Raw genomic sequence first — 12,769 nt, 5'->3', positions numbered from 1 at the left:
TTTCGCTATTCTCACTTGTCACGCGAATGCCCTAAAGTGATGACTGATGCGGTAATCGTTTGCGTCGTATTTGACCCCGCCGGGCTTGCTGCATAGTTTGACCGCGCGTGGCGTCTCGACAGGTTCATCGAGATCGGGGCACATCCAATGCCTGAACTTCCGAGGACATTTGTGGCGTTCTCGGCCGCCAAAGGCGGCTTGCTCATGGCTGCCGTGTTTTTCGGCTCGCTCCTGACGTCTACTGTGGGCGTTCGCGCTCAAGGCCTTCCGCTCATCCGCGACGCGGAGATCGAAGCCCTATTGCAGGACTATGCCAAACCCATTTTCCAAGCCGCAGGTTTCGGTGGCGGCCGAGTGACGGTCCGCATCGTCAACAACGATGCGTTCAACGCGTTCGTCCTCGATGGCGGCAACGTGTTCGTACACACGGGAACACTGATGCAGGCGAACACTCCGAACGAGGTCATCGGAGTTATCGCGCATGAAAGCGGTCATATCGCCGGCGGTCACATGGCGGCGCTCAGGGCGCGCATCGCGAAGGATCAGACGCGCGCGTTGCTCACGCAGGTTCTCGGCATCGGTGCCATGGTCGCGGGCGGCGTGTCAGGCGGTACCGGCGGCCGCGAGACAATGCAGGGCGGCCAAGCGCTGCTGCAGGGCGGCACCAGCGTCATCATGAAGGGACTGTTGGCGGAGCGCCGATCGCAAGAGTCGGCTGCGGACCAAGCCGGCATTCAATACCTCACGGCGACGAAGCAATCCGGTAAGGGGATGCTCGACACGTTCGAGCGATTCAAGGAACAGGAATATCTAACGGATCAGTTTCAGGATCCGTTCGTGCGATCTCACCCGCTTTCCGTCGACCGCTTGGCACGATTGAACCAACTCGCGACGACGAGCCCTTACTTCGCTCAGAAGGATCCGCCCTCTCTGCAGCTCCGCCATGATCTCATGCGGGCGAAGCTTTCGGGCTATCTCGAAAACCCTCAGACCGTGTTCAACCGATACCCCGAGAGCAACACGACGCTTCCGGCCCGCTATGCGCGGGCGATCGGGAAATTCTTCAAAGGTGGTCCTGGCGCTCTCGAAGCCGCTTTACAGGACACCGAAGCGATGATCCGCGAGAATCCGTCGTATCCCTATTTCCATGAGCTCAAGGCAGACTTCCTGATGAGGACTGGAAAAATGACCGCGGCGATCCCAAGTCTGCGACAATCTCTCAAGCTGGCGCCGAACAGCCCATTAATTCGCGTCGAACTCGCAACCGCGCTGCAAAGTAGCGACAGCGCCGAGGCGCAAAAGGAAGCAGTGGAGCTATTGCGTAAAGCCCTCGTAGACGATTCTGAAAACGGCCGCGCTTACAGGCTGCTCGCCAATGTATATTATAAGCAGGGCAAGTCCCCGGAAGCCGACGCCATGACGGCGCAAGCCTACTTCTACGAAGGAAACGTCAAGCAAGCGCAGCTCTTCGCGAAACGCGCGCAACTACAGCTACGGGCGGGTTCACCCGAGTGGCTGAAAAATGACGACATCATCAATTACAAACCGCAGACTTAAGCGGCTTTAAGTCTGCGCCAACGCGAGATTAGATCAAATGACCCTGAAGACCACATTCTGGAATTCCCTCAACTTGGCCTCGACCGGCAAAAGGTGCGCCGCAGCCTTGCTCGGATTGGCCCTGCTGGGATCGGCCTTTTCTCCTGCAGTCCCATTTGTGTCCGGAGCCGCGCGCGCCGATACGGTCGCTCCGACGGCGGGCGGAACCGCTTTCTCGGATGAGCAGAAAAAAGCGCTTGGCGACATCATCAAAGACTATCTCATCAAGAACCCGGAAATCATGCTCGAGGTTCAGAACGCCTACGATGAGAAGTCGGCGAAGGAGCAGGAGGCTCGGTCCAAGGCGTTCATGGCCGAAAATGCCAAATCGATCTTTCGCGCCCCGAACAGCTCGGTTGCGGGCAACCCCGATGGCGACATCACGGTTGTCGAATTCTTCGATTTCAACTGCGGCTACTGCAAGCACGGACTTCCTGAAGTGCAGAAGCTGATCGCCGGCGACAAGAATGTGCGCGTCGTCTTCAAAGAACTTCCCATCCTGTCGAAGGGCTCGGAAGAGGCCGCGAAGGCGGCACTCGCAGCCAAGCGGCAGGGCAAATATTGGGAATTCCACCAGGCCATGCTCGGCTCCAAGGGGCAGGCCAATGAGGCGTCGGCATTGAAGGTCGCGGAATCTCTTGGCCTCGACATGGGCAAGTTCAAAACCGACATGGCAAGCGATGAGGTGAAGAACGAGCTTTTGGAAATGTTGAAGTTGGCCAAGGCCATGGGCGTCAACGGCACACCGCACTTCCTCGTCGGCGACAAATCGATACCGGGTGCGCCGGAGGACCTGCACGAACAGCTCGAAACGCTTGTTACGGATTTCCGCAAGAACAAGTGCCCAACCTGCTGAGCCTGCCCGCTCGAAATATCGAGTTGTCGCAGCTAGTTACCATATTTTGCACGTCAAAGTGCGCGGCCACCGCCGCGCACTTTGCGCATTCGTAGAAAGCTGATAGACCCAGGGCTCCGCAATTGGCTCGGGCGTCAGTCCGGTGCCCGAACGGCCTCCAAAACATGACATCCCACGTTTACGTTCTGAACGGTCCCAATCTAAATATGCTCGGCGTCCGGGAACCAGAAGTCTATGGTACCGAGACGCTCGACGATCTTCGCGTTCGCACGGAAAAGGCGGCGGCGAAGAACGGGCTGTCGGTAGATTTCCGGCAGTCGAACATCGAGGGGGAAATCGTGAGCTGGGTGCAAGAGGCGCGCGGCAAAGCGAAGGGCATCATCATCAATGCGGGCGGGTACACGCACACGTCCGTCGCCATACTCGATGCCTTGCAGGCGGTCAGCCTTCCGGTCATCGAGGTTCATCTCTCGAACATCTTCCGGCGGGATCAGTTTCGCCAGCATTCCTACATTTCACTTGCAGCGACGGGCGTGATCTGCGGCCTTGGCGCCAAGGGCTACGAACTTGCCATCGAGGCGATGGCCAACATCGTGAACAAATCCACAAGCAAAGCGTGACGCCGAAACCCGAGCTTACGCTATAAGACGCACGCCAACAAAATCGAGGATACGGGACTGATGAGCGCAAAAGACCAAGGGCCGAAAGCAGGAAGCGCCGAAGGTCAGATGATCCGCGAGCTCGCCGAGCTTTTGAACGCTACGGGTCTGACGGAAATCGAGATCGAAAAGAGCGGTCTCAAGGTTCGCGTCGCGAAGACCATTTCGATTACGGCCGCGCCGCAGGCTTATGCCCCGGCTCCCGTCGCAGCTCCGTCGGCTGCACCAAGCGAAGCAAAACCGCCAGCCCCCGCTTCCGGCGATCTGTCGAAGCATCCCGGCGCCGTAAAGTCGCCGATGGTCGGCACCGCCTACCGCTCGCCGGAACCGGGCGCCGCCATGTTTTGTGAAGTCGGCAGCAAGGTCAATCAGGGCGATACGCTGTTGATCATCGAAGCCATGAAGACGATGAATCAGATTCCCGCTCCGCGCAGCGGCACCGTCAAAGCAATTCTCATCGAGAACGCTCAGCCCGTCGAGTATGGCGAGCCGCTGATCATCATAGAATAGAGCGCTACCGGTAGCCCCGGCAAAGACGCCCTGGAGTGCAAATGTTCGATAAGATACTGATTGCCAATCGAGGAGAGATCGCGCTGCGGATACAGCGCGCCTGCCGAGAACTTGGAATCGCAACAGTCGCCGTCCATTCAACCGCCGATGCCGACGCCATGCACGTCAGGCTCGCCGACGAAAGCGTTTGCATCGGGCCGCCCGCGGCGCGCGAGAGTTATCTCAACATTCCGGCGCTCGTCACGGCTTGCGAAATCACAGGCGCTGACGCCGTCCACCCCGGCTACGGGTTCCTATCGGAGAATGCGCGTTTCGCGGAGATTCTCGAAGAGCACAAGATCACCTTCATCGGTCCGACCTCCGAGCACATCCGGATCATGGGCGACAAGATCGAGGCGAAGGAAACGGCGAAGAAGCTAGGTATTCCGGTCGTACCTGGTTCAGCGGGTGCGGTGACTAGCGAAACCGAGGCGATGAAGATCGCCAAGGACATGGGCTTTCCCGTACTCATCAAAGCGGCGGCAGGCGGCGGCGGCCGCGGCATGAAAGTCGCGACATCGGCAGCAGACCTCGGCATGGCGCTATCGACGGCGCGGTCTGAAGCCAAGGCCGCCTTCAACGACGACGCCGTCTATATCGAGAAATATCTTCAGAAGCCCCGGCATATCGAAATTCAGGTTTTCGGAGACGGCAAAGGCGACGCCGTCCACCTCGGTGAGCGCGACTGCTCACTGCAGCGCCGACACCAGAAAGTCCTCGAGGAAAGCCCGTCGCCGGCTCTCAATGCGGCCCAGCGCCAGAAGATCGGCGCGACCGTGGCCGAGGCGATGAAGAAGCTCAAGTATCGCGGCGCCGGCACTGTCGAGTTTCTTTTCGAGGACGGCGAATTCTACTTCATCGAGATGAACACCCGCCTGCAGGTCGAGCATCCGGTTACCGAGATGGTCACCGGGACTGATCTCGTGCTCGAGCAGATCCGCGTGGCGGCCGGGTTGCCGTTAAGCTTCACGCAGGACGATATCGACCTCAAGGGGCACGCGATCGAGTGCCGTATCTGCGCGGAAAACCCGAAGGATTTTCGCCCGTCGCCGGGCCAGATCACGTACTGGCACCCGCCGGGCGGTCTTGGCGTCAGGGTCGACAGCGGCGTTTACCAGGGTTACCGAATTCCGCCCTTCTACGACAGCCTCATCGGAAAGCTCATTGTTACGGGCAAGACGCGCAATGACGCCCTGATGCGTTTGCGCCGCGCCCTGGCCGAGTTCGTCATAGACGGCATTGAAACGACGATCCCGCTGTTCCAGGATCTCGTTAAAGACCCTGACATCGTAAATGGCGTCTACGATATTCACTGGCTCGAAAAACATTTAGGGATGAAGTAGACTTTGCCTCTGCGCGATATGTTCCGCGCGCGTCCGAGAGTTCGCTTGGCAATTGGCAGCATGGCGTCGCGCGACGACCCAATGTTCGAGATCACGCCGCAGGTTCTTCTGAAAGCCTATAGCTGCGGCATTTTTCCAATGGCGGAAAGCGCGGACGATCCTGCGCTGTACTGGATCGAACCGCAGCAGCGGGGCGTCCTGCCCCTCGATGGGTTGCATATTCCCCGTCGCCTCCTCCGAACGGTCAGAACGACCCCTTTCAGGGTCACGGTCGACACCGACTACGAGCGTGTAATCGATGGTTGCGCAGCGCCGCGCGCCGGCCGGATGTCGACCTGGATCAACGCGCGCATCCGCTCGCTCTATCGCGAGCTGTTCGACATCGGCGCCTGCCACACCGTTGAGGTTTGGAACGGTGACGAGTTGGTTGGCGGACTTTACGGCGTAGCACTGAAGAGCGCGTTTTTCGGCGAGAGCATGTTCTCGACCGAGCGCGACGCTTCCAAGGTCGCGCTGGTCCATCTCGCCGCGCGGCTGATCAAGGGCGGCTTCACGCTGCTCGATACGCAGTTCGTGACCGATCACCTCCGCCAATTCGGGACGATCGAACTCGACCGGAGCGCATTCCAGCGGCAGCTCGAAAAGGCGCTCGAGAAGAACGCCGATTTCTACGCGTTACGCCCCGACGCTTCGGGTGCCGAGGTCGCCGCGATCTTCTCCTCCGAGCACTCGAGCCAGACGTAGTGGCCCGCGACTCCAGCCTTGCGCCGACCGCAGGTTTTAGACGCGGGAACAGCGCGATGGCTGAATATTGACGGTGATGGTCATGGGAGGCCGAGCCATTGCCCTGAAACCTCACCGGCATAAAGCTGGCCACCCGCTGCTCGCACGCGCGGATCTGCCGAGCGATACGGCCTCTCTTGCCCGCTATCTCATCGGCAAGATCGTGGTGCGTGAGCTGCCTGAGGGTGTCGTCAGCGGTCGGATTGTCGAGACCGAGGCATATATCGTTGGCGACGCCGCGGGGCATGCTTACCGGGGAATGACGCCGCGAAATGGTTCGCTCTTTCTCGAGCGCGGGCATGCCTATATTTATTTCGCCTATGGCAGCTCATACATGCTGAATGTCTCGAGCGAGACGCCGGGGATCGGAGCCGGCGTCCTCATCAGGGCGCTCGAGCCGCTCGAGGGCATCCCGATCATGCGGGTCAATCGCGGCATCGAGCGCTTGCGCGACTTGGCGCGGGGACCCGGAAGGCTGGCCGCAGCCCTGCTGATCGACCGTCGGCTCGACGGGCTCGATCTTTGCCGAAAGGGCCCCTTATGGCTCGGATATGGTGACCACGAACCCGGCGAAATCGGGCAAAGTATTCGGATCGGCATTTCGCGGGATGCGGACCGTCCCTTACGATTTTATCTTCGGAACAGTCCGTTTGTCAGCGGCTCAAGATCTCTGAATGAGTAAGAGGCAATGCTTAGCCGGCCTTCAATCTGACGAGGTCGATAGGTCCGCGCTGACCGTCTTGCAACGGGCGGATGTGAGCTAGAAATTCAATCTTGCCTGAATTGACGGCGACCCGGTCGCGGCCGTTCCGCTTGGCAGCATAGAGTGCGTTATCAGCATCGCGCAGCAGCGTTTCGAAATCGGTGGTGGCGTCCTCGGAACAGGAAACGCCAGCGCTGACGGTACTGTTGAATGAGACGCCATTTCCGGTGAAATGGCGTTTGGCGAGGCGCGTGCGCACGACATCCGCGAGAAGCGCCGCTGTGACGAGTGACGCGCCAGGTACCATGAGCGCGAACTCCTCGCCACCGAGCCGCGCCGCGAGACCTCGCGTCGGACAGGATCCCCTGAGGATCTCTCCGAAAGTTCTGAGCACCTCATCGCCGGTCAGATGCCCATGAGCATCGTTGATAATCTTAAAATTATCGATGTCGAAAATGACGAGCGCGGCGGGGCCTTCGATGTCGTCCGCGATACGACTGAGCAGTGCGCGCCGATTGAGCAAGCCGGTAAGGGGATCTGTTTCAGCGTCACGCTTGTGGCCGCGTGCCAACCGTACCTGGTTGAGCGCCAAGGAAAGGGCGCCGATGCCGGCAAGGGTAGTCAAGCATATGCCGATATTGAGGTCCTCTGCCCAGTTTGACGGGATCTGCGACAGTCGCCATTCGCCGGCATCCAGCAGCACGATTGCACAAGGAACGAAGGAGAGCCCTGTCAGGACATAAAGGGCTGTCAGCAGCGCAATGGCTAGTCGGGCTTCAGCGCGCCCGCGCCAGTAGTCCCAGGCCGTTACGAGCAAGATCACCGCCGCCGCAATATTGAGTACGACGATGGACGCACCGTTGTAGCCGGCCAGCATGGGGACTGTCATAGCGGTGGAAGAGGTGATTGCGATGATGCCCACACCGCGCCCGGGGAAAACGCCGGTGCGAAACTCCCGGCCGGCACCGAAAACGAAGGCGAGGCCAGTCAGCAAGATCGTGTATCCGGCCGCGCCGAGAACCGGAGACATGGTCTTCGCGTACCAGCTATAGATGAGCACGCCGAGTACCATGAAGGAAACGCCGAGGTACCAGGCGATCAGGAAGCGCTCCGTCCTGGAGACAAGCCAGCTGACGAAAAAGCTGATCGCCAATCCGCAGCCGGAAAGAACAAAAGCCGTCAGGAGCGAATGGTAGTCCAACGGCACGGCAGACTCTGAAACTGTTGGCGAAAGCGCGTGGACTATCTATCGGCTACCATTGCAAAAAGCTTAAGCTGGCAGCATCGAACCTGATCTATGGCACCGACAGGATGCCACTTGACTGCGTTACTCAACTTTAGCGCTTCCATTTCTCGGATTGTCCCGGCCGACCCGCGATCCTCAGATGCGGGCGGAGACCATTGGAATCAACGTCCGCGAGCATCAGTTGCTGGCGCACCCCGATAGCAACGCAAGAAAGTCAGGCGCTGCCGATCCGGCCCAGCGCTGTCGCGAACGATTTCATTCCCACTCGATCGTGCCGGGGGGCTTCGAGGTCACGTCGTAGACGACGCGATTGACGCCGCGGACTTCGTTGATGATCCGCGTCGCGACGCGGCCGAGGAATGCCATGTCGAAGTGGTAGAAGTCCGCCGTCATGCCGTCGACGGAGGTGACCGCTCGAAGGCCCAGCACGTGATCGTAGGTTCGGCCGTCGCCCATGACGCCGACGGTGCGCACTGGCAAGAGAACTGCGAAGGCTTGCCAGATGGCATCGTAGAGACCTGCTTGTCGGATCTCATCGAGATAGACGGCATCGGCCTTGCGAAGAATATCGAGCTTCTCGCGCGTGATCTCGCCCGGGATGCGGATCGCGAGGCCGGGTCCCGGGAAGGGGTGGCGTCCGACAAACGCTTCGGGCAATCCGAGTTCACGGCCCAGCGCGCGGACCTCGTCCTTGAAGAGCTCGCGCAGCGGCTCGACGAGCTTCATGTTCATGCGCTCCGGCAAGCCGCCGACGTTGTGGTGCGACTTGATCGTGACGGACGGGCCGCCCGTGAAAGAGACGCTTTCGATGACGTCGGGGTAGAGCGTACCTTGAGCCAAGAATTCGGCGCCGCCGATCTTCTTCGCTTCCGCCTCGAAGACGTCGATGAAGTGCTTGCCGATCGTCTTCCGCTTCGTCTCGGGATCGGAGACGCCTTCGAGCGCAGTCAGGAACTGCTCGGAAGCGTCCACATGGACGAGCGGAATGTTGTAGTGGTCGCGGAAGAGACCGACGACCTCGTTCGCCTCGCCGAGCCGCATCAAGCCATGATCGACGAAGACGCAGGTGAGCTGATCGCCGATCGCCTCGTGGATGAGGACAGCCGCGACGGCGCTATCGACGCCGCCCGACAATCCGCAGATGACGCGGCCCTTGCCGACCTGGCGACGGATCTTGGCGATCATCTCGCGGCGGTAGGCCGACATCGTCCAGTCAGACTTCAGGCCCGCGATATTGTGCACGAAGTTGGAGATGAGCTTGGCGCCGTCTGGCGTGTGAACCACCTCGGGGTGGAACTGCACGGCGTAGAAGTGGCGCTTCTCGTCGGCGACGGCTGCGAAGGGCGCGTTCTCGCTCGTCGCGATCACCTCGAAGCCTTCGGGCAAACGCGTGACGCGGTCGCCGTGGCTCATCCAGACTTGATGGCGCTCGCCGGGTGCCCACACCCCTTCGAACAGCGGGCTCGTCGTTCCGATCGACAGGAAGGCGCGGCCGAATTCGCGGTCGTGGCCAGTCTCGACCTTGCCGCCGAGCTGCTCGGCCATCGTCTGCTGGCCGTAGCAGATGCCGAAGACCGGGACGCCCGAGGAGAAAACAGCCTGAGGTGCGCGCGGCGAGTTCTCTTCGGTCACGGACGCGGGTCCGCCCGACAGGATCACAGCCTTGGGCTTCAGCTTGGCGAACGCTTCGGCTGCATTCTGGAATGGGTGGATTTCGGAATAGACCCCTGCTTCGCGCACGCGTCGCGCGATGAGCTGCGTCACCTGGCTTCCAAAATCGATGATGAGAACGGCGTCGGTCAAAGTCGGGGCGAGCCTCTGTTCAGGGCCATCCCCTACGCGAAGACGGCGGTTGCCGCAACGCCTCACGCTGCGACAGTGAGGCCCGCGGGTGCGGACGGTGCCATCAACCCCGAAAGCCGTTTCAATTCAATTGCCAAACCGCGAAATTAAGATATGCGGCGAACGAGACCCAGGCGAGATACGGCAGGAACAGGTAGCTCGCTCGCCGATCGATGGGCCATGCCAGGGCTATGAAGGCTGCGATCGCGAGCCAGAGCGCGGCGATATCCACAAGTGCCAGCAAAATGTCGTGGCGACCGAACATCACGTACGACCAGAGAGCGTTGAGGATCAGGCCGGAGCCCCAGACGACGAGAGCCGGGCTGATGCCGGCGGCTCTCCACGTCAGCCACCCTGCGAGGGCGATCGCAATGTAGAGTATGGTCCACGCCACCGGGAAAACCCAGTTGGGCGGGGTCAACGCGGGTTTTGCGAGCGCCGCGTACCATTCGCCCGGCATGAAGGACGCGCCGGACGATGCCGCGGCAAACACGATGACCGCAAAAATTATCAGTGACCCGATGTCCCGCAACAGCCCGGCTCCCAATTTGTTCTGATCTCTCGCGACGGCAGGCGGCGAATTCTTTTGCCTCTACCATTGAACGCAGAACTCCACTGTCTGGATGCGCTGAGAAACTTCAAGACGGAGGGACTAGCGGCGTCTCGTCTAGGTCAGGAAATTTGATGAACCGCTCCAAAAGCTCAGCGCCAAACTGATTGACGTGGCTGCCGTTCTTGTAAAGCAGGACCCCGTCCATCATGGGGGAGCATCGTTCCCCCTGACACATGAAATCGGATGGCAGGGAAACGCTTACGCGAGGGTTGGCGGCTGCGACCCGGAGCAATGCTGCGTTCGACAGCTTCAGTTCTTGCAGGGCCTCCCCCTTCGGCTTGCCGCACGTTGCAGCGTCCCGGTGATTTTCAATCGCTCCAATGATGCAGCGAACCGGCAGCGGATCGTAAATCGGAATTTGACCGATCATCACGACCTTGATGCCGCGATCGGTGAATGTCCGCACCGTTTTATCCAGGGCGGCGTCGAAGTCGATCCGCCCGTCGCGAGCGGCCGCAGTGTTCACGAGCCGCAGCCACTTTTCCCAATAGGCCGAGATGACTGCGACCTTGAGCTTCGGATTGCGGTCAATGAACTTCTTTGCCTCGGTCTGGTAAGCGGCGCATTCGGCAGTCTTGTCCTCGGTTTCGGCGGGGATTGGAACGTCGAACAGCAATGGGCAGCCGCCGTTCGTAACTTGCCGTCCGGCGAGATTGCGATTTTCGGCGTACCTGGCGACGAGCCGCGCCCAATGATCTCCCATCGAGTCGCCGAAAAGCGCGAGTTCATAGGAGCCGCCGGTGTCGCGCTTTTTTCCAAAATTGCAGACGTCGTCGTTCGCGAAAACGTTCTCGAAGTTATCGCATTCCATGCGAACGGGGTTACCCGCCACGAGCTGGGTCAATATACGCTGGGACTCTGCCGCGTACCGGTTTGGGAACCCCTTCATGCCTTTGATGGCGCCGGCGGCCGCAGCCATGATGGCGACACACGACAGGGCGGCGACGACGAACTTTCCATCGGATAATGCCCATGAGGTCCCGCCGCCCAACGACGCATTCGACGTCCGGTTCGAACTGCGGAACGGCCGTTCGACCCAGCGCCAGGAAATAACAGCAAGAGCCACGCTGATAAGGACGATGAGCGATGCCTCGCCGGCGTCTAGCGGCCGCTCGAGGCGATAGCTCGCGAGCGCGAGGAGCGGCCAATGCCACAGGTAAAGCGAGTAGGAAATCAGCCCCACGAACACCAACGGGCGGTAGCTGAGCAGGCGCGTCAACAGCACATTCTGCGACATGCAGCCGGCAATGATGGCGGCGGTGCCGAAGCAGGCCGGCGCGGCGTGCAGCCCGGGGAAATTCGAATGTGGGTTGAGCAGGAAAAAGCTCGAAAGAACGGCGACGATGCCGGCGATGCTCAGGGCTTCGCTTGCCGCTCGTCCGAGTTTCATTTCAGACGCCATCAGGGCCAGAGCCGCGCCAGTGAGAAGCTCCCAGACGCGGGCGGGCAGCATGAAGAATGCGAATTCGTGATCGACCGAAACCTTAGCTTCTGCGAACCACAGCGACGCGCCCAGGGACAACAGCACTAAGCCGAGGATGGTGCGTTTCGATAGGAACGGCGAAGCCAGCATCAAGATGAGCGGCCACGTGAGGTAGAACTGGTCTTCGACGGCGAGCGACCAGGTGTGCAGGAGCGGCTTCTCAAGGGCGGGGGCCGAGAAATATCCGCCCGTCAGGTAGAAGAAGACGTTGGAGAAGAGGCCGATGAAGGCCAGAAGACTGCGCCCATAGTACCAGAACGCATCCGGCAGCAGGATGAATGCCGAGAGCAACGTCACGACGACAACGCAGGCAAATGCCGCCGGCAAGAGCCTCCGGGCCCGACGGACGAAAAAGCGATAAAGGGAAAAGGTGCCGTCTGATATTTCGGTGACGACGAGCGATGTGATCAGGAATCCCGAGATAACGAAAAAAACATCGACGCCGGCGAAGCCACCCGTGATGACCCCCGGAAAAGCGTGGTACGCGACGACGGCGATTATCGCCAGCGCCCGCAACCCATCGACAAACGGCAGATAGATCATCCCCCCGATCCCGCTCCGATGAAAGACTTCCCCAATTCCTCGCGCGATAAGAGCGGGCCGGTTCCAGTCCGTCAACCGAATGACTTTTGATCAGAACGAGCCCCTCGGGACTGGTGACTTTTTAGCGAGGGGTAAGGGAGTTGGAGAGCTGAGCGATGCTAATGGTCAAAACACGATTAGGTCCCAGCGCTATTGCCGGTATAGGCCTTTTCGCGGATCAAGATATCCCCAAAGGCACTGAAACGTGGCGGTTCATGCGCGATTTCGACCGACTGCTGACGGCGCGCGATATCGATAGCCTGCCGGAGCCCGCGCGATCGAGCATTCTCGATCATACCTATCTCGATGCCACAAGCGGCTTGTTCGTGCTCTGTGCCGACAATGCGCGCTTCATGAACCATGCGGACGAGCCCAACACGGCGGGCGTCCACGAGAAGGGGGCGATAGAGGGCTACGACATCGCCATTCGCGATATTCGCGCGGGTGAAGAAATGACCTGCGACTACCGAACGTTTGATGCGCACGTCGAACAGAAGCTCGGCGGAAAATAGCG

At 60.1% G+C, this 12,769-nt stretch carries 12 protein-coding genes; 8 read left to right on the top strand and 4 right to left on the bottom strand.

Annotated elements, in window-relative coordinates:
• The first annotated feature begins 147 nt into the window (after positions 1–147).
• From K2Q04_RS02015 to K2Q04_RS01985, 7 genes are all read left to right on the top strand, one after another.
• A complete protein-coding gene (locus K2Q04_RS02015) occupies positions 148–1,557 on the top strand; it encodes a M48 family metalloprotease (RefSeq protein ID WP_291158538.1) in 1,410 nt (469 codons plus the stop codon).
• 37 nt (positions 1,558–1,594) lie between these two features.
• A complete protein-coding gene (locus K2Q04_RS02010) occupies positions 1,595–2,452 on the top strand; it encodes a DsbA family protein (protein WP_291158536.1) in 858 nt (285 codons plus the stop codon).
• A 164-nt stretch (positions 2,453–2,616) separates the two neighbouring features.
• Entirely contained in the window at positions 2,617–3,072 is a 456-nt protein-coding gene (aroQ, locus tag K2Q04_RS02005) for a type II 3-dehydroquinate dehydratase (RefSeq protein WP_291158534.1), read from the top strand.
• Positions 3,073–3,132: 60 nt separating this feature from the next.
• On the top strand, positions 3,133–3,621 hold the full coding sequence (accB, locus tag K2Q04_RS02000; RefSeq protein WP_291158533.1) for an acetyl-CoA carboxylase biotin carboxyl carrier protein: 489 nt from the start codon (positions 3,133–3,135) through the stop codon (positions 3,619–3,621).
• Positions 3,622–3,662: 41 nt separating this feature from the next.
• Positions 3,663–5,003 carry an acetyl-CoA carboxylase biotin carboxylase subunit gene (gene accC, locus K2Q04_RS01995; RefSeq protein WP_291158530.1) on the top strand — a complete coding sequence of 447 codons (1,341 nt, stop codon included), beginning with the start codon at positions 3,663–3,665 and terminating at the stop codon, positions 5,001–5,003.
• 60 nt (positions 5,004–5,063) lie between these two features.
• Positions 5,064–5,747, top strand: a complete 684-nt coding sequence (gene aat, locus K2Q04_RS01990; protein ID WP_291159109.1) for a leucyl/phenylalanyl-tRNA--protein transferase — start codon at positions 5,064–5,066, stop codon at positions 5,745–5,747.
• 82 nt (positions 5,748–5,829) lie between these two features.
• Positions 5,830–6,468, top strand: a complete 639-nt coding sequence (locus tag K2Q04_RS01985; RefSeq protein ID WP_291159106.1) for a DNA-3-methyladenine glycosylase — start codon at positions 5,830–5,832, stop codon at positions 6,466–6,468.
• A 10-nt stretch (positions 6,469–6,478) separates the two neighbouring features.
• On the opposite strand, the gene K2Q04_RS01980 is transcribed toward K2Q04_RS01985, so the two are convergent.
• The 4 genes from K2Q04_RS01980 to K2Q04_RS01965 form a co-directional block, all read right to left on the bottom strand.
• Positions 6,479–7,696, bottom strand: coding sequence for a diguanylate cyclase (locus K2Q04_RS01980; protein WP_291158528.1), 1,218 nt, complete (start codon positions 7,694–7,696; stop codon positions 6,479–6,481).
• A 294-nt stretch (positions 7,697–7,990) separates the two neighbouring features.
• Entirely contained in the window at positions 7,991–9,538 is a 1,548-nt protein-coding gene (gene guaA, locus K2Q04_RS01975; RefSeq protein WP_291158526.1) for a glutamine-hydrolyzing GMP synthase, read from the bottom strand.
• 121 nt (positions 9,539–9,659) lie between these two features.
• Positions 9,660–10,109 carry a TspO/MBR family protein gene (locus K2Q04_RS01970; RefSeq protein WP_291158524.1) on the bottom strand — a complete coding sequence of 150 codons (450 nt, stop codon included), beginning with the start codon at positions 10,107–10,109 and terminating at the stop codon, positions 9,660–9,662.
• Between the two features lie 106 nt (positions 10,110–10,215).
• Complete coding sequence (locus K2Q04_RS01965) at positions 10,216–12,216, bottom strand: acyltransferase family protein (RefSeq protein WP_291158523.1); 2,001 nt, start codon at positions 12,214–12,216, stop codon at positions 10,216–10,218.
• A gap of 155 nt (positions 12,217–12,371) precedes the next feature.
• On the opposite strand from K2Q04_RS01965, the gene K2Q04_RS01960 reads away from it, so the two are divergent.
• Positions 12,372–12,767: an SET domain-containing protein gene (locus K2Q04_RS01960; RefSeq protein ID WP_291158521.1), complete on the top strand. Its 396-nt coding sequence runs from the start codon at positions 12,372–12,374 to the stop codon at positions 12,765–12,767.
• Positions 12,768–12,769: the final 2 nt, after the last annotated feature.

Source organism: Hyphomicrobium sp. (genome assembly GCF_019753045.1).
GTDB lineage: Bacteria > Pseudomonadota > Alphaproteobacteria > Rhizobiales > Hyphomicrobiaceae > Hyphomicrobium_B.
Note: the sequence above shows the minus strand (reverse complement) of the source record. Positions and strands in the feature narration are given on the sequence as shown.

What these genes read in the sequence shown, in the direction of transcription:
- K2Q04_RS02015 (WP_291158538.1), top strand. Translation starts at nt 148, where the DNA reads ATGCCTGAACTTCCGAGGACATTTGTGGCGTTCTCGGCCGCCAAAGGC.
- K2Q04_RS02010 (WP_291158536.1), top strand. Translation starts at nt 1,595, where the DNA reads ATGACCCTGAAGACCACATTCTGGAATTCCCTCAACTTGGCCTCGACC.
- aroQ (WP_291158534.1), top strand. Translation starts at nt 2,617, where the DNA reads ATGACATCCCACGTTTACGTTCTGAACGGTCCCAATCTAAATATGCTC.
- accB (WP_291158533.1), top strand. Translation starts at nt 3,133, where the DNA reads ATGAGCGCAAAAGACCAAGGGCCGAAAGCAGGAAGCGCCGAAGGTCAG.
- accC (WP_291158530.1), top strand. Translation starts at nt 3,663, where the DNA reads ATGTTCGATAAGATACTGATTGCCAATCGAGGAGAGATCGCGCTGCGG.
- aat (WP_291159109.1), top strand. Translation starts at nt 5,064, where the DNA reads ATGGCGTCGCGCGACGACCCAATGTTCGAGATCACGCCGCAGGTTCTT.
- K2Q04_RS01985 (WP_291159106.1), top strand. Translation starts at nt 5,830, where the DNA reads ATGGGAGGCCGAGCCATTGCCCTGAAACCTCACCGGCATAAAGCTGGC.
- K2Q04_RS01965 (WP_291158523.1), bottom strand. Translation starts at nt 12,216, where the DNA reads ATGATCTATCTGCCGTTTGTCGATGGGTTGCGGGCGCTGGCGATAATC.
- K2Q04_RS01960 (WP_291158521.1), top strand. Translation starts at nt 12,372, where the DNA reads ATGCTAATGGTCAAAACACGATTAGGTCCCAGCGCTATTGCCGGTATA.